Source organism: Pontimicrobium sp. IMCC45349, from assembly GCF_047219225.1.
GTDB lineage: Bacteria > Bacteroidota > Bacteroidia > Flavobacteriales > Flavobacteriaceae > IMCC45349.
On record NZ_CP178208.1, the window covers coordinates 3,343,393 to 3,360,247 of the forward strand.

Annotated in this window: 15 protein-coding genes and 1 other RNA gene; 5 read left to right on the top strand and 11 right to left on the bottom strand. The window is 30.3% G+C overall.

The features are described from left to right. Positions 1-47: 47 nt before the first annotated feature. Positions 48-1,667, bottom strand: coding sequence for an ABC-F family ATP-binding cassette domain-containing protein (locus tag ACLII3_RS15380; protein ID WP_412985355.1), 1,620 nt, complete (start codon positions 1,665-1,667; stop codon positions 48-50). A 166-nt stretch (positions 1,668-1,833) separates the two neighbouring features. On the opposite strand from ACLII3_RS15380, the gene ACLII3_RS15385 reads away from it, so the two are divergent. Then, positions 1,834-3,243: a TlpA family protein disulfide reductase gene (locus ACLII3_RS15385; RefSeq protein ID WP_412985356.1), complete on the top strand. Its 1,410-nt coding sequence runs from the start codon at positions 1,834-1,836 to the stop codon at positions 3,241-3,243. A 50-nt stretch (positions 3,244-3,293) separates the two neighbouring features. Here ACLII3_RS15385 and fsa read toward each other — a convergent pair whose 3' ends face one another. The 5 genes from fsa to ffs all read right to left on the bottom strand — a co-directional run bounded on the left by fsa (position 3,294) and on the right by ffs (position 5,864). After that, entirely contained in the window at positions 3,294-3,947 is a 654-nt protein-coding gene (gene fsa / locus ACLII3_RS15390) for a fructose-6-phosphate aldolase (RefSeq protein WP_412985358.1), read from the bottom strand. A gap of 103 nt (positions 3,948-4,050) precedes the next feature. Then, positions 4,051-4,455 (bottom strand): hypothetical protein, encoded by a 405-nt coding sequence (locus ACLII3_RS15395; RefSeq protein WP_412985360.1) that lies wholly within the window; start codon positions 4,453-4,455, stop codon positions 4,051-4,053. Between the two features lie 85 nt (positions 4,456-4,540). Continuing rightward, positions 4,541-4,861: a hypothetical protein gene (locus tag ACLII3_RS15400; RefSeq protein WP_412985361.1), complete on the bottom strand. Its 321-nt coding sequence runs from the start codon at positions 4,859-4,861 to the stop codon at positions 4,541-4,543. Between the two features lie 50 nt (positions 4,862-4,911). Next, positions 4,912-5,715 (bottom strand): SDR family oxidoreductase, encoded by an 804-nt coding sequence (locus ACLII3_RS15405; RefSeq protein ID WP_412985363.1) that lies wholly within the window; start codon positions 5,713-5,715, stop codon positions 4,912-4,914. A 50-nt stretch (positions 5,716-5,765) separates the two neighbouring features. After that, positions 5,766-5,864, bottom strand: an RNA gene (gene ffs, locus ACLII3_RS15410) — signal recognition particle sRNA small type. A gap of 89 nt (positions 5,865-5,953) precedes the next feature. On the opposite strand from ffs, the gene ACLII3_RS15415 reads away from it, so the two are divergent. The 3 genes from ACLII3_RS15415 (at position 5,954) to ACLII3_RS15425 (ending at position 9,492) form a co-directional block, all read left to right on the top strand. Further along, positions 5,954-6,991, top strand: a complete 1,038-nt coding sequence (locus ACLII3_RS15415; protein ID WP_412985364.1) for a glutaminyl-peptide cyclotransferase — start codon at positions 5,954-5,956, stop codon at positions 6,989-6,991. Positions 6,992-7,104: 113 nt separating this feature from the next. Continuing rightward, on the top strand, positions 7,105-7,848 hold the full coding sequence (locus ACLII3_RS15420) for a hypothetical protein (protein ID WP_412985365.1): 744 nt from the start codon (positions 7,105-7,107) through the stop codon (positions 7,846-7,848). 60 nt (positions 7,849-7,908) lie between these two features. Beyond that, positions 7,909-9,492 carry a hypothetical protein gene (locus ACLII3_RS15425; RefSeq protein WP_412985367.1) on the top strand — a complete coding sequence of 528 codons (1,584 nt, stop codon included), beginning with the start codon at positions 7,909-7,911 and terminating at the stop codon, positions 9,490-9,492. Here ACLII3_RS15425 and ACLII3_RS15430 read toward each other — a convergent pair whose 3' ends face one another. Together ACLII3_RS15430 and glyA are read right to left on the bottom strand one after the other, a co-directional pair. Beyond that, the gene (locus ACLII3_RS15430) at positions 9,493-11,211 is read right to left on the bottom strand and encodes an FG-GAP-like repeat-containing protein (protein ID WP_412985368.1); all 1,719 of its coding nucleotides are present in this window, start codon (positions 11,209-11,211) and stop codon (positions 9,493-9,495) included. An 8-nt stretch (positions 11,212-11,219) separates the two neighbouring features. Next, entirely contained in the window at positions 11,220-12,491 is a 1,272-nt protein-coding gene (glyA, locus tag ACLII3_RS15435; RefSeq protein ID WP_412985369.1) for a serine hydroxymethyltransferase, read from the bottom strand. 112 nt (positions 12,492-12,603) lie between these two features. Between glyA and fahA the strand changes: the two genes are divergently transcribed. Continuing rightward, positions 12,604-13,884, top strand: coding sequence for a fumarylacetoacetase (gene fahA / locus ACLII3_RS15440; protein WP_412985371.1), 1,281 nt, complete (start codon positions 12,604-12,606; stop codon positions 13,882-13,884). A 52-nt stretch (positions 13,885-13,936) separates the two neighbouring features. Here fahA and ACLII3_RS15445 read toward each other — a convergent pair whose 3' ends face one another. The 3 genes from ACLII3_RS15445 to ACLII3_RS15455 form a co-directional block, all read right to left on the bottom strand. Next, entirely contained in the window at positions 13,937-15,622 is a 1,686-nt protein-coding gene (locus tag ACLII3_RS15445; protein WP_412985373.1) for a pseudouridine synthase, read from the bottom strand. 52 nt (positions 15,623-15,674) lie between these two features. After that, positions 15,675-16,058 carry a bacillithiol system redox-active protein YtxJ gene (gene ytxJ / locus ACLII3_RS15450; protein ID WP_412985374.1) on the bottom strand — a complete coding sequence of 128 codons (384 nt, stop codon included), beginning with the start codon at positions 16,056-16,058 and terminating at the stop codon, positions 15,675-15,677. A gap of 112 nt (positions 16,059-16,170) precedes the next feature. Next, positions 16,171-16,743, bottom strand: a complete 573-nt coding sequence (locus tag ACLII3_RS15455) for a phage tail protein (protein WP_412985375.1) — start codon at positions 16,741-16,743, stop codon at positions 16,171-16,173. Between the last annotated feature and the right edge of the window lie 112 nt (positions 16,744-16,855).

The window sequence follows — 16,855 nt, forward strand, 5'->3', positions numbered from 1 at the left end:
AAAAAAGCCACTTTTTAAAGTGGCTTTTTTATTCTATAATATCAAAATTACTTCTGATACATTTTATTTCTCAGATCCTTAATTTTTGGATCTTGCATATACTCATCAAACGTAGTATATCTATCTATAATTCCATTTGGAGTTAACTCTATAACTCTATTAGCTACAGTTTGTGCAAACTCATGATCATGAGTTGTAAATAAAACAGTTCCTTTAAAATTCTTTAATGAGTTATTAAATGCTGTAATACTTTCTAAATCTAAGTGATTTGTTGGTTCGTCAAGCATTAAAATATTTGCTCTAATCATCATCATTCTAGATAACATACAACGTACTTTTTCTCCTCCAGAAAGTACATTTGAAGTTTTTAATGCTTCTTCTCCACTAAAAATCATCTTACCTAAAAAGCCTCTAATGTAAACCTCTTCACGTTCTTCTTCAGTTGTTGCCCATTGGCGTAACCAATCAACAAGCGTTAAAGAATTATCAAAATACTCACTATTATCTAAAGGTAAATACGATTGTGAAGTTGTAACTCCCCAGGCATACTTTCCTGAATCTGCAGTTTCTTTACCGTTTATAATTTGATAAAAAGCTGTGGTTGCTCTAGAATCTCTAGAAAAAACTACAACTTTATCTCCTTTAGCTAAATTTAAATCTATCTCTTTAAATAATGTTTCACCATCAATAGAAGCGGCTAATCCTTCAATATTTAAAATTTGATCTCCAGCTTCTCTATCTCTTTCAAAGATAATTGCTGGATAACGTCTACTTGAAGGTTTAATCTCTGAAACGTTAAGTTTATCAATCATTTTCTTTCTACTCGTTGCTTGCTTTGACTTAGCAACGTTTGCTGAGAAACGACGAATAAATTCTTCTAATTCTTTTTTCTTTTCTTCAGCTTTCTTGTTTTGTTGAGCACGTTGTTTTGCTGCTAATTGTGAAGACTCATACCAAAACGTATAGTTTCCTGAGAAATGATTAATTTTTCCAAAATCAATATCAGAAATATGTGTACATACAGCATCTAAGAAGTGTCTGTCGTGAGATACAATGATAACACAGTTATCGTAATTAGCTAAGAAATTTTCTAACCAAGTAATTGTTTCATAATCCAAATCGTTGGTAGGCTCATCCATAATTAATACATCTGGACTTCCAAATAGTGCTTGTGCTAATAACACACGTACTTTTTGTTTACCATCTAAATCTTTCATTAAGGTATAATGTAAATCTTCTTTTATACCTAAATTAGATAGCATTGATGCAGCAGCACTATCAGCATTCCAACCATCCATTTCTTCAAACTGTACTTGAAGCTCACCAATTTTTTCCGCATTTTTATCAGAATAATCAGCATATAAGGCATCTATTTGACTCTTAATTTCAAATAAAGGTTTGTTTCCTCTTAACACTGTTTCTAAAACTGGATATTCATCGTATAAACTATGATCCTGCTCAAATACAGACATACGTTTTCCTGGTTCTAAATGTACATGACCAGAAGTAGGTTCTTGTTTTCCAGATAATATCTTTAAAAAAGTGGACTTTCCTGCTCCATTTGCTCCAATGATTCCGTAGCAATTACCATTATTAAAAGTAGTATTTACTTCATCAAACAATATTCTTTTTCCAAATTGTACAGATAAGTTAGAAACTGATAACATTTTTTAGCTTTTAAATTTGGCGCAAAAGTAGAAAAATCAATCCATTCAGCAAATTAAAAGCATCTGTTAATAATATTTAACAACGCATTAACAACGCTTTTAACATGCAAAACATATTTTTGTACAAAATCAGTGACATCCCAAACTTATACTGATTTGTTTTACTATGAAACAATTAGTAGCAATCATATGTGTTATTTCAGCTTTTTTTAGCTGTAGCTCCAAACAAAATAGTTGTGGACAAGCCTTTATTGGTGGTGAAATTATTAACCCTAATAATGACTACTTAGTTCTTTATGACGACTCTTCTCCTATTGATACTTTATACTTAGACGAAAACAATCGATTTTCTCATAAAATTGAAAGCTTAAATTCTGGCTTACATTCATTTATTCATGGAGGAGAATATCAAGTGGTTGTAATTGAGCCAAATGACAGTATAATGATTCGTTTAAACACTTTAGATTTTGATGAATCTTTAGTTTTTAGTGGAAAAGGTTCAAAAAAGAATAATTTCTTAATCGATTTATTTGTCAAGCTAGAAAAGGAAGATAAATACATGTATGAGTTTTCTAAATTACCTCCTATTGAATTTCAAGAAAAAATAGATTCTTTAAAGAAAGGTAAAGTAAAAAACTTAAAAAAGTTCACTGAAAAATATCCTTCTTCAAATTTATTTTCTAAAGTTGCCAATGCAAGTATAAATTACAGCTATTTTACTCATAAGGAACTATACCCTTTTAGATATTATGGAAATAATAATTTAATAAACAGAAAAAATCTGCCTAAGGATTTTTATAATTACAGAAAACACATTGATTATAATGATCAGGACTTAAAGGATTTTTACCCTTATTATAATTTTTTATTTCCTCACATTAATAATCTAGCATTAGACAAGTATTTTGAAAAGACTAAGGATACAGTTTTTAATGTAAACTCAATACACTATAATCTTAATAAACTAGAGTTAATGGATAGTTTGGTTTATAGTGATGCCATTAAAAATAATCTTTTAAAGTACGCTACACGTAACTTTTTATCACATTCAAACTCAATTAATGAATGTGAAGAAATGTACCAATCTTATATAAATAAAAGCACTAGTAAAGAAGATTCAAACTACATAACTAGTTTATTTGAAACTTCTAAAAGATTGCAACCAGGTAATAGACTTCCAGATGTAGAAATTATTAATAGTAAAAATGAGACAATTAACATTAATGCTATAATAGAAAAACCAACAGTAGTTTATTTTTGGAGTAACGCTAGTAAATACCACTTTAAAAATAGTCACAAGAAAGTAAAAGCATTAAAAAGAGAATTTCCAGATATAGATTTTGTTTCAGTAAATATTAACGCTAACAACGCTTCAGTTTGGAAACGTATTCTTAAACAGAATAAATTTAGCGTAGAGGGTGAGTATCGATTTAGAAACCCTCACTTTGCTAAAAAACAACTAGCAATTAATTATATAAGAAAAGTATTAGTTATAGATAAGAACAGTAAAATTATTTCCTCAAATTCAGATCTATTTGACAGTGAGTTTAAGTACATTTTAAATAAATTGAAATAATAAAAAAGCCGAAGCATTTGCTTCGGCTTTTTTGTTTATAACACTTTCGTTTAGTTTCCTTTTTTATAATCTGCTAAAAACTTAGCTAAACCTATATCTGTTAAAGGGTGATTTAATAAACCTTCAATAGAGCTTAATGGTCCAGTCATTACATCAGATCCTAACTTTGCACAATCAATAACATGCATTGTATGTCTTACAGATGCAGCTAAAATTTGAGTATCAAAACCATAGTTATCATAAATTTGACGAATCTCAGCGATTAAGTTTAAACCATCAGTAGATATATCATCTAAACGTCCTAAAAATGGAGATACATAAGTTGCTCCTGCTTTGGCTGCTAACAAAGCTTGTCCAGCAGAAAAAACCAATGTAACGTTTGTTTTAATACCTTTATCACTAAAATACTTTGCTGCCTTTACACCATCTCTTATCATTGGAAGTTTAACAACAATTTGAGGATTAAGAGCCGCAAGCTCCTCTCCTTCTTTAACCATACCTTCAAAATCTGTTGAAATTACTTCAGCAGATACATCTCCATCAACAATATCGCAAATAGCTTTATAATGATTAATAATGTTTTCTTTTCCAGTAATACCTTCTTTAGCCATTAATGATGGGTTTGTAGTTACACCATCTAATACACCAAGATCTTGAGCTTCTTTAATTTGATCTAAGTTGGCTGTGTCAATAAAAAACTTCATTCTTTATAATTATTTAGTTGTGTTTAGAATTTTTGCGAATTTACAATAAACTAATCGCAACCAAAGCAGAAGTAATTAAAATATATTAACAACTAAAAATATTTTATTCTACATGTATAAAATAGTGCTCTACATCTCTATCACTACAAGTAGGACTATGATCGTAATCATCATAATCAAAATATTCTACTTCTAGCCTAACTTCAAAGTGGTAAGTACCTTCAACTTCAGGAACACCAAAAAACTCAATTTTTCTCCTTCTAATATCATAATAAATTCCTGGAGGAATATCTCCTATAACCATAAAGTAATAATCATAACTATCATCATTTGATGCATTCTTTACATCGGCAGTAATAACATCATAATAATCATCTCCAACAAAGCCTAAATCCATAGTTTTTGCATGAACATCAGGTTCAATGTTAAAAACACATTCAAGAACTTCATCACAACTAAAACATAATAAAAAGATAAATAATACAGGTAATTTATATAACGATTTCATATAGTAAGTTTTGATTTACAAATCAAAAAACATACCAAAATATATAATTTGCACTTGAGAGAATAGTGTCGAAAGACTTATACCTCTATTTAAAAGCAACAAAACGATATTTAATAGTATCGTTAACTGTTAAAACAAGAGTATCATTTTTAAATAACTTATGATACTTTCTATCAGATATTCTAACACTTTTCTCCATAAATACAGTGTCATTTTCAGTTTCTAATACAGTCATTTTAGAGCAAGTATTTTTAATGGTTTTTGAACAAATCTCAATATTAGATTTATTCTTAGCTGTGTTGAACATGAACCGCTTATTGTGAGGTGTACAAAATACACCTATACTTATAGAAACATCTTTGTCTATGGATTTATATGTATGTCCATGAGGTGCTCCTAATGGCATTAGAAAACAAGATGATACAAGGAAAAGCAATAAAAAAGATAAATATCTCATTAAAGCTTATAATGATTCATTAATAATTTCTCGTAAACGCTATCTGGTAAAATACGCTTTAATACTATAGAGAATTTTTGCATAAACTCACCAACTTTATAATGTACTTTTGGACGAGAAGTATTTATTATTTTATAAATAGATTTAGCCATAATTAATGGATCTTTACCACTATCAACATGCTCATCCATTAATTTAAGAGTATTACTATAAGGTACTTGATATGGCGAATCATCTTTTATTGGTGCATGATAACGTCCTGCGGCTATATTTGTAGCAAAATCTCCTGGAGCAACATTAGTCATATGTATATTAAAATCCTTAATCTCCATTCTAAATGCTTCTGTAATTATTTCTAAAGCACCTTTACTAGCACTATAAATACCTCTATATGGCAATCCCATATAACCTGCAATTGAGGTTACATTAATAATTAACCCAGAATTTTGTATTCGCATTTGTGGCAATACAGCTTTAATAACATTTATAGGTCCAAAAAAGTTGGTTTCAAAATTACGTTTAATTTCACTTTCTGGTATTTCTTCTATAGGTCCAGTAATACCTGCTCCTGCATTATTAATTAATACATCAATTTTTCCTTCTTTTTCTACAAGCGTATTTATACAAGTTGTTATTGTTTCATTTTTTGTAACATCTAATTCAATTATAGGGAACTTGCTTTGATTATACTTTTCTGGAGATCTGCTTGTGCCATATACTACATATCCTTTTTCTAATAAAAACTCTCCAACAGATTTGCCTATACCAGAAGATCCACCTGTAATTAAAACAACTTTAGACATTATAAAACTTTATGATTAGAAGCCAAAAATAAGAAACTTTAAGGCACAAAAAAAGGCAAGCTACCTACATCACACCGCTACGACCATTTACCTTTGCTGCGTTCCCGCCCTGGAGGATTCAACAGGAGCTGGTTGTGTAGGACTTGCCGGCTGCAAAGATACAATCTTTTAATATTTTAACAATGATTTTTTTTACTGAATTTAAATAAATAAATTGCTGAAAAATATAAAATCTACAATGCAATTTCATAAGCTACTTATTGTCACTTTTTTAAGCCTAATTTTATCTGCTTGCGGAAGTAAAACAGAAAAGAAAAAAAACAACTTTTCTATACAGATAAATAACAATGAAAAACTAATTTCTAATAATAGTACACTTAATATATCCCTAAAAAGTAAAGACAATGCTTTAAAAACAGATGATGTAACATATACATTAAATGGAAACCCAGTAACAAATGGTATTAACCTATCTAATACAAGACTTGGAAATCATACATTAAAAGCAACTATTAGCTATGGAGGTGAAACCGAAGTTATTAGCAAATCTTTTACTTTAGTTAATCAGCATCAACCTAAAATATACACCTATAAAATATTAAATGAGTATCCGCATGATATAACATCATATACACAAGGTCTTGAATTTTTTAATGGAGACCTTTATGAAAGCACAGGACAGTATGGAGAATCCAAACTTAGAAAAGTTAATTATAAAACTGCTGAAGTTTTACAAAATATAAACCTTGAATCTTCATTTTTTGGCGAAGGTTTAACAATATTAAATAATAATGTATATCAGTTAACATGGCAAGAAAACACAGGTTTTGTATACGATTTAGAAACTTTTGAAAAGAAAAGTACTTTTAAATATGGAAAAAGTATCGAAGGCTGGGGACTTTGTAATGATGGTACACAATTATATAAGAGTGATGGTACAGAAAAAATATGGATTCTTAATCCTAATACTTTAGCTGAAGAATCTTATATAGAAGCTTACACCAATAAAGGCAAGCTAAATTATCTTAATGAATTGGAATGGATTGATGGTAAGATTTATGCTAATCGTTATTACAAAGATGGTGTAGCTATAATTAATCCAAAAAATGGCGCAATTGAAGGTGTTATTGACTTTAGAAATTTAAGAAATAAAGTAACACAACATCCAGGATTAGATGTATTAAATGGAATAGCATATAATCCTGAAACTAAAACACTTTTTGTAACTGGAAAACGTTGGGATAAACTCTTTGAAGTGGAAATTATTGAAAAATAATTAATTTACTTTTTGTTAATTCTTTTGTAAACCTACTGTTAAAGTTCCTTAATAGAGTATTTTATATACATTCAATACATTTAATTTGAGTTAATCAACCAACTCAAACTATTGTGTATAAAACAACTTTACTCCTATTATTTCTTTTTCCTTATTCAATATATTCTCAAAGCATAAGTGGAATTGTTTACCATAGTCAATCGACAGCTGAAAGAATTACAGTACATAATATATCTCAAAAAATAACTACCTATACTGATGACAAAGGTGTTTTTAATATTTCAGCGAAAATAAATGACACACTACGCTTTGAATCGTTTTTATATAAAACTAAAACCTTGCAAATAAAAGCTGAACATTTTAAAGAAACTATAGTTGTTGAAGTAGAAAAAATAGTTAACCAACTGGAAGAAGTATTACTTCAAGAAACACCAAAGGAAAAAGAATTTATAGCAGAAGAATTCAATCAAAATTTCAAAAATCAAATTAAACTCGATATGAAATTACATCCTGAAAAATATGCTCCACCAGCAAGCGGAAATATTGACTTTATAGCTATAGGAAAAATGATTGGAAAACTGTTTAAAAAGAAAAGAAAGCACAATATAAAACTTGAACCTATTACCTATAAAGAAATTGATTCCTTATTTCAAAAAGATGATTTTTTTAACGAAGACTTGCTAACCAAAAACCTCTTAATTACTAAAGAGTATAAATACCTGTTTTTTGAATATTGTGAAGCAAAACTAATATCCCAAAATTTACTAAAACCTAAAAACAAATTTATTTTATTAGATACATTAATAAAGTTCAGCAATGAATTCTTAGAGATTATTAATAATTACAAAAAAGAATAATAGAGAGATAATAATTCATAACTTCAAAAGTTATATTTTTACCAAAATCATTGTTTATATATGAAACGTAGTCTTTACTTTATATTTTGCTTAACTATCTTAGTTTTTTGGAGTTCTTGTAGAAAGGATTTTGAATTCTCACCAAGTACAGGAAGTCTTCAATTCTCCAAAGATACAGTATATCTTGATACTGTTTTTACAAATATTGGCTCTAGTACATATAATTTAAAAGTATATAATAGAAGTAATAATGACATTGTTATACCTACGCTACGTTTAGCCGAAGGACAACAATCTAACTATAGATTAAATGTAGATGGATTAACTGGCAATGGTCCTATAGCTGGAAAAGAGTTCGAAAACATTGAGCTTCTTGCAAAAGACAGCATGTATATTTTTATTGAAACTACAATTGATATTGAAAATTTAGTAGCAGACGAAACACAATTTTTATATACCGATGCCATAGAGTTTGATTCTGGTGAAAACTTACAAAAGGTTGAACTTGTCACCTTAGTTAAAGACGCTGTTTTTATTTACCCACAGCGCTACATTGATGGAGAAACAGGCGAAACTGTTATTGAAACATTAACTTTTGATGCTGATGGAGATGGTATAGAAGATGAAACAACTATTCAAGGACGCTTTTTAGAAGGTGATGAGTTAACTTTTACTAATGAAAAACCATATGTAATTTATGGTTATGCTGCTGTAGACGAAGGAGAAACTCTAAATATTGAAGCTGGAGCAAGAGTACATTTTCATGCTAATTCAGGTTTACTGGTTACTAACAATGCATCCTTAAAAATAAATGGAGCACCAAGTATGGATAGCGAAACTCTAGAAGGAGAAGTTATTATAGAAGGTGATAGACTTGAACCTTTATACGAAAATGTTCCTGGGCAATGGCAAGCTATTTGGCTATATAATGGAAGTACTGGAAATGAAATTCATCATGCTACTATTAAAAATGGAACTGTAGGTATTTTAAGTGATGGTAATCAAAATGATGATGACAAATTAGTAATTACCAATACTCAAATATACAATTCAAGTAATTTTGGAATTTTAGGAAGAGGTACAAATATTAATGGTGAAAATCTTGTAATAAACAATTCTGGTCAATCATCATTTGCTGGTACTTATGGAGGTAATTACAACTTTGTACACTCTACATTTGCTAATTATTGGACCAATAGTTTTAGACAGTTTCCTTCTGTGTTACTAAACAATTTTATTGTTGATGAAGATAATGTAACACACACAAACCCTTTAGAATCTGCTAACTTCACTAATTGCATTATTTATGGAAATGACAATCCAGAAATGTTATTAGATAAAGATATTTCTGAAGCTTTCGAATTCAAATTTACAAACTGCTTAATTAGATTTGACAACTCAAGTGGATTCTTTACAGGTGATCAATATATACTTAGTGATTCTGATTTATACGATAGTTGTATTTTTAATGTAGATCCTGAGTTTTTAGATTCTTCTAATAACAAATTTCAAATCCCTAATGGTTCACCAGCTGATGGTAGTGCAATTACTTTTGGAAATTTAAATGCTGATATTACTGGTACTCCTAGGGGAATGGCTTCAGATATTGGTGCTTATGAAAGTAGTGAGTTTGAAGAAGAATAATTAGTAAACAACTACTTTTTTAGAGACCACACTATTATTTACTTTAATTTCTACATTATACACACCTTTAGATAGTTGTGATAAATCTATCTTGTTATTTGTAGAACTTATTACTTGTTTATAAACTAATCTACCCAAATAATCAATTACATTAGCCTCTGCAACGGTTTTTAACCCTACAATTTCAACATAATTTTGTGTCGGATTTGGAAATAGTTTTAAGCTATTAAAATCGTGATTCGCTTCACTTAAAGTGCTCCCTTCAACAATGTTTAAGGTTTGATTTGGTGTAACATCAGTAAGTACATCTATGGTACCACTTAACCAATACACAGCAACATAATCAATATTAGCTGTTGTACCCAAACCAAAAATTTCTATGTTAGAATTTTGTCCCAAAAACCCTTCACCACACAAAACATATCTATATTGCTTTTCTCCATTAATACTAATTTCAATCCAAGAACCAATACCATTTTTGTTTGAACTAGTTCCTTCTAATTTTACTTTTAAAAAATTATTAGAATTATTTGTTGCATTTACTCTTAACGAATGATTATCTGGCGCTTGATTAACTATTACTAAATCTGTTAAACCATCATTATTAACATCACCGATAGCGTTTGCAAAACTAATATATTGATCATCGCTAAACCCAGCGTTTAATGGAACTGTAAAAGTATTATTAGTGACTTGTTCATAAAAAGCATAAGTAAATATCCCTAAATTTGGATTATCAATCATACTACTAACGTACAAGTCTAAATCTGTATCATTATCAGCATCAAAAAAGGAAGCTCCCCAACCAATACTATTAAAGATAGTTCCTGAAGCCAATGCTATATCAGTAAATGTTCCATCCCAATTATTACAAAGCAAAAAGTTACCTTCTACAGTATTAGTAACGTAAATATCTAGCCAACCATCATTATTATAATCATCTATAGTAGTAGACATAGCATTTGCTATTACATCTGTTCCCGAAGCTGCACTAACATCTGTAAAAGTACCATTTCCATTATTGCGATATAAAATGTTTGGATTAGCTATTCTATCATTAGATATATAGATATCTTGATAACCATCGTTATCATAATCAAAAAATGATGCGCAAAATGAAAGGTGACCTACAGTACTTATTCCAGAAGTAGCAGTAACATTAGTAAAAGTACCATCACCATTGTTATGGTAAAGCTCATTAGGAATGACATACATATCATCTTTATTACAAAGGAATAAATCTAAATGCCCATCATTGTCATAATCACCAAAAGCAGCACCATAAGTATATTTCACTCCAAAATTTGGAAGTCCTGCTGCAAAAGTTACATCTGTAAAAATAAAATTACCATCATTTTGATATAGTTTATTTACACCATCAACTTTAGTAACAAATAAATCATTATCACCATCATTATCATAATCTACCCAAAGCACCTGCTTACTATGTCCTGTTATTGAAATATTGAAAGTGTCCTCAACAAAAGTTCCAGAATTATTTTTAAAAAACTTTACTCCAAAATTACCCTTACTTGCAAATGTTAAGTCATCCCAACCATCATTATCATAATCAAAAAAACTAACACCTCCTAGAATAGAGCTTGCACTTCCTGTAACACTAATACCTAAAGAAGCTGCATCATCATTAAAAAATAATTGCGCATAACAATGGCTAGTTGAAAAAACAAAAACAGCCATTATTACACGCAAAAATTTCATAATTAATATTATTTAAATAACGGTTTATCCTCCATCATTGCATTTACTTTATCTGCAACAGATTCAAGTACAGCTTCATCCTCATAATTAGTAATAACCTCATCAATCAAAGCCACAATACCATCCATATCTTGTTCTTTTAAACCTCTAGTAGTAACAGCAGCTGTACCAACTCTAATTCCAGAAGTTACAAACGGACTTTTATCATCAAAAGGTACCATATTTTTATTTACAGTAATATCAGCCTTCACTAAAGCTTGTTCAGCATCCTTTCCTGTAATGTCTTTATTTCTTAAATCAATAAGCATCATATGGTTATCTGTACCTCCAGAAATAATATCGTAACCTCTTGCTACAAATGATTTGGCCATAGCAGCAGCATTCTTTTTTACTTGTAGCATATAGTGCATAAAATCGTCAGATAATGCTTCTCCAAAAGCTACTGCTTTAGCTGCAATAATATGCTCTAGAGGACCTCCTTGATTTCCAGGGAATACTGCCGAATCAAATAATGAAGACATCATTTTTGGCTTACCAGACTTGAAAGTTAATCCAAATGGGTTTTCAAAATCCTGTCCCATCATAATCATCCCTCCTCGTGGTCCACGTAAAGTTTTATGTGTTGTAGTTGTAACTACATGACAATGTGGTAATGGGTCATTTAAAATACCCTTAGCAATTAATCCTGCTGGATGTGAAACATCTGCTAGTAATATAGCTCCAACACTATCTGCTATCTCTCTAAATCTTTTAAAATCTATATCTCTAGAATAAGCTGAAGCTCCAGCAATAATTAATTGAGGTTTCTCCTTTGTTGCTATTTCTTGAATCTTATCATAATTTAAAACTCCTGTTTCTTGTTCTACTCCATAAAAAACCGGGTTATATAATTTACCAGAAAAATTTACTGGTGAACCATGAGTTAAATGTCCTCCATGTGACAAATCAAAACCTAAGATCTTATCTCCTGGTTTTAAGCATGCATGATAAACAGCAGTATTTGCTTGACTACCAGAATGTGGCTGTACATTTACATAAGCAGCTCCAAAAAGCGATTTTGCTCTATCAATAGCTATTTGCTCAACCTCATCAACTACTTCACATCCTCCATAATACCTTTTTCCTGGGTACCCTTCGGCATATTTATTAGTTAAAACAGAACCTGCTGCTTCCATTACTTGATCACTTACAAAGTTCTCTGATGCAATTAGTTCTAATCCTTCTGTTTGTCTTTCTCTTTCAGCTTGAATTAATTCAAATATCTGTTCGTCGCGTTGCATAAATTTTTGTTATAGTTAAATTACCGTCAAAAATAATAAATACATTAGTTTAATAAAGTAAAAAACATATATTTGAAATATAATTTATTAAAAACTAATCAACATATATAACATGCCTTTATTCGCAAATAATCCAGATAGAACATCTTGGTTACACGTTGACAAGAATTCAGATTTCCCTATTCAAAACATACCATTTGGTGTTTTCTTAACTAGAGATGATATTATTACTATTGGTACAAGAATTGGAGATACTGCAATTGACTTAGGAGCTTTACATCAATTAGGTTATTTTGAAGGTATTCCTTTAACAGATGATATTTTTCTTCAAGATACTCTAAATGACTTTATTGCTGATGGTAGAAAAACTTGGAGATCAGTAAGAAATCGAATTGCTGAAATTTTTGATGACAGTAACGATTCATTAAAACACAATGTAAAACATAAAGAAATTGTATTATTTCGTCTGGATGAAATAGAAATGCAATTACCTGTACAAATTGGAGATTACACCGATTTTTATGCAAGTAAAGAGCACGCTACTAATGTAGGAACTATGTTTAGAGGAGCAGATAATGCGTTAATGCCAAACTGGTTACACTTACCTGTTGGATATCATGGAAGAAGTTCGTCTATTATTCCTTCAGGGATTCCAATTCACAGACCTAATGGCCAAACATTACCTGCTGGTGCTGATGCACCTGTATTTGGTCCATCTAAGCTAGTAGATTTTGAATTAGAAATGGCTTTTATTACTACAGATGCTAACGATTTAGGAGAACCTATTCCTGTTGAAGAAGCAGAGGAATATATTTTTGGCTTAGTACTGTTTAATGATTGGAGTGCTAGAGATATTCAAAAATGGGAATATGTGCCATTAGGACCTTTCCTTGGTAAAAATTTTGCATCGTCAATTTCACCTTGGATAGTTACTCTTGATGCTTTAGAACCTTTTAGAGTTGATACTCCAAAACAATCTCCTAAACCATTAGATTACTTACAGTTTAAAGGGAAAAAGAGTTTTGATATAAATCTAGAAGCTGCAATTAAACCTCAAGGTGCAAAAGAAACTATAGTTTCTCGCTCTAACTTTAAATATATGTATTGGAATATGGCGCAACAATTAGCACATCATACAGTCAATGGTTGTCCAGTAAATTCAGGTGATATGATGGGAAGTGGAACTATTTCTGGTCCAACTGAAGATAGTTTTGGCTCGATGTTAGAATTAACTTGGAGAGGTGAAAAGCCAATTAAAATGAAAGATGGTACAGAACGTAAATTCATTAACGACCATGATACAGTTATCATGAGAGGTTATTGTGAAAATGATGATGTTCGTATTGGGTTTGGACAAGTAAAAACTGAATTATTACCAGTTTATAAAAAATAAAAAATTCATTTATATATAAATAAAAAAGCGACCTGTAGGTCGCTTTTTTATTTTAAAATGGTGCATCGCACACAATATTCATTCTTTCCTTTTTTACTGGGTGTTCAAAATCTAGCATTTCAGCATGCAAATGCAAACGTTTTTCTTTAGTTCCATATAAATCATCTCCAACAATTGGCATATGCAAGCCTTTACTATGAGCAGCGTGCACACGTAATTGATGTGTTCGACCAGAAATTGGGTAAAAATACACTCGTGTTTTTCCTCCTTCTTTAGAAATAACTTGAAACCTAGTTTTTGCTGGTTTACCATGGTCATAACATACCAATTGACGTGGTCTATTATTAAAATCAACACGTAATGGTAATTCTATATAACCAGAATCCACATCTGCCTCACCATCAAGAAGAGCAACATAACGTTTTTTAATTGTACGTTCTATAAACTGCTTCTGAAGGTTTTTATGTGTCTTTTCGTTTTTTGCAACCAGTAAAATACCTGAAGTAGACATATCTAAACGATGAACTAATAATGGTCCCTTAGCATCAGGCAAATAAGCTTTCATTTTTGTATAAACAGAATCTGTAATTGTTCTACCAGGAACAGATAAAAATTCGTGAGGTTTATTTACTAATAACAAATAATCATCCTCGTATAAAATTTCTAAATCACCTTCATAAGCGACAAACTGTTCCATTGGATTAGTTTCTATTTCCAAACCTTTCATCATATGCCCTAAAATAGGCTCACACTTACCTCTACAAGAAGGGTAAAATTGCTTATGCTTACGAACTTCAGATTTTGGTGAAACTCCCCACCAAAATTCAGCCATAGCAATAGGTTTTAATTCATTTTCATAAGCATACTGAAATAATTTAGGCGCAGCACATTCACCAGAACCTGCTGGTGGATGCGGTAAATTTGTTTCGTCAAAAATATCGAGTAAATCCTTTACTTCACCATTACTATTCAAAAAACGATATTGTTCATGCAAACGCTTTTGTAAACTTGATGATAATGCCCTACGTTCTTGTTTTAAAGCCTCAATAGGATTTAAAATTTGTTTTAAATCTTCTTCGGCCTTTTTTATTTTAGTAGACCATTCCTGCTTTAAATCCCTAAGCCTAAAATGAAAATAGATACTCTGATTCTTAAGCTCTTCCAGCAATTCATTGTATTCGCTCTTTGGCAACTCTTCTTTAGCAGTTTCTCGCTGTTGTTTTCGTTTAGTTTTTTCTAATTTAGATTTAGCTTTAAAAACACTTAATGTCTTTTGATAATCCAACTCTAATTGAATAATGTTTTCTTTTGCTAAATCAATTTTTGAGTTGGCTTCCAAAGCATCAATTTTTGCATTCAGCTCATTCAAATATGCTTCGCCTTTTTTATAAAATCCTTCTTTATTTAAGGTGTTATATATTGGTGGCACAAAACCGCTTATAAAGTTGCTTTCTGCTAATTTTCCTGAAAATGCGGCTAAGTAACCTAATTGGTCTTTTAAATTCTTTACTATCATCACTCCAAACATCTTCCCTATCTGCAATCCTTTTTGTTGAGGATCTAAACCAAAATTATGCTCAAAATCTGTTTGTGATTCCAAATAGTTATGCACTTCTTTTGCTGCTATTATAGACAGCTTATGAGGTTCATAGTAGAAAGGAAATGTAAACTTCTCTGGTAAATTTATTTTAGAATCTAATTCTAAGGGGTGAAAAAGTGAATCATCAGTTCGAAACATGTATTTTATCTCTAAGAGTGCAAAGAAACAAAAAACTTCTGTTTAACAATGCTTATGTGTAGTCTTCTAATTGAATAGTATTAATTGCTCCATGACTAGCATGTGCTACCACATTACCATTCTGTATCACTAATAATTGAGGCGATTCATGCATTACCTGAAACTTATAACCAACTTCATTAGAAACGTCTCTATAACTTAATAAATCTAGATAGTATAGGTCTAAATCTTTTTCTGTTAAACTATAAGCCTCTATAAATTGATTAATTACCATTTTACTAATACCACATCTTGTAGAATGCTTAAAAATTACTTGTGTCTTTTTTTTAGATTTTTCTTCAATATAATTTAGTTGTGCAACAGTATTTAGAGGAATCCAAGGTAATGTCTTTTCTTCCTTTTGTTCAGTCTTAAAAATCTTATTCAATATTCCCATAACAGCCTTCTAAATTTGTTTAAAGTAAGTCGCTTTCAATATAAAAGCTTACAATTAAAAATAAAAAAGGTGAAAATAATCATTTTCACCTTTATACATTAAATAGTAATTCTTAATTTCTAGAAGGGTAAATCCCTTCAATACAAATAATATATCGTATAGCTATTGATGGTTGAGCAATACTAAATGATTGATTTCCTCCATTATTGTTAACAATCTCATTATTTGTTGATGAACTGTATGAAAGTTTGGAAGTGTTTGTTTCAATTGGTAAAATACTTTTTGAAGAAAGGTTACTACCTCCATCTCCAGTTTTAAGGTTGATCGAATGATTATGGGCTGGCAAGTTCGCAACAGTTAAGGTGCTTGTTTCTGCTCCATATCTTTCTCCTTGTCTCCTATTAGTTAAACCTGGACCATGACCAACACCAACAGCCACTCTACCTCTTAAATCTGGTAAAGCAAAAGTTGTTCTGCCATCGCCACCATAAATTGTACCTATTATTGAAAAAAGTGCAGTATTATTAGATATAGGTAATAATTGGCCATCACAAAATGCCCAACCTCTTGGTGCAAAATTACCTGCAAACATTTTTACTTCTCCAATGAATGCTTCTTGAGAAAAACTTGAGATTGAACTAAAAAGAAAAACAATCAATACTAATTTTTGTAGTCTAGAATTCATAAATAAAAAAATTAATGGTTAATAATATATCTAAAGTTAACCATTAATTTTCTTATAGCATTGATTACACTACTAATAATCCGACAAAAAGTCACTAAAAAACAAGTTGTTA

Coding starts and splice junctions, on each gene's coding strand:
- ACLII3_RS15380 (WP_412985355.1), bottom strand. CDS start 1,667: ATGTTATCAGTTTCTAACTTATCTGTACAATTTGGAAAAAGAATATTG.
- ACLII3_RS15385 (WP_412985356.1), top strand. CDS start 1,834: ATGAAACAATTAGTAGCAATCATATGTGTTATTTCAGCTTTTTTTAGC.
- fsa (WP_412985358.1), bottom strand. CDS start 3,947: ATGAAGTTTTTTATTGACACAGCCAACTTAGATCAAATTAAAGAAGCT.
- ACLII3_RS15395 (WP_412985360.1), bottom strand. CDS start 4,455: ATGAAATCGTTATATAAATTACCTGTATTATTTATCTTTTTATTATGT.
- ACLII3_RS15400 (WP_412985361.1), bottom strand. CDS start 4,861: ATGCCATTAGGAGCACCTCATGGACATACATATAAATCCATAGACAAA.
- ACLII3_RS15405 (WP_412985363.1), bottom strand. CDS start 5,715: ATGTCTAAAGTTGTTTTAATTACAGGTGGATCTTCTGGTATAGGCAAA.
- ACLII3_RS15415 (WP_412985364.1), top strand. CDS start 5,954: ATGCAATTTCATAAGCTACTTATTGTCACTTTTTTAAGCCTAATTTTA.
- ACLII3_RS15425 (WP_412985367.1), top strand. CDS start 7,909: ATGAAACGTAGTCTTTACTTTATATTTTGCTTAACTATCTTAGTTTTT.
- ACLII3_RS15430 (WP_412985368.1), bottom strand. CDS start 11,211: ATGAAATTTTTGCGTGTAATAATGGCTGTTTTTGTTTTTTCAACTAGC.
- glyA (WP_412985369.1), bottom strand. CDS start 12,491: ATGCAACGCGACGAACAGATATTTGAATTAATTCAAGCTGAAAGAGAA.
- fahA (WP_412985371.1), top strand. CDS start 12,604: ATGCCTTTATTCGCAAATAATCCAGATAGAACATCTTGGTTACACGTT.
- ACLII3_RS15445 (WP_412985373.1), bottom strand. CDS start 15,622: ATGTTTCGAACTGATGATTCACTTTTTCACCCCTTAGAATTAGATTCT.
- ytxJ (WP_412985374.1), bottom strand. CDS start 16,058: ATGGGAATATTGAATAAGATTTTTAAGACTGAACAAAAGGAAGAAAAG.
- ACLII3_RS15455 (WP_412985375.1), bottom strand. CDS start 16,743: ATGAATTCTAGACTACAAAAATTAGTATTGATTGTTTTTCTTTTTAGT.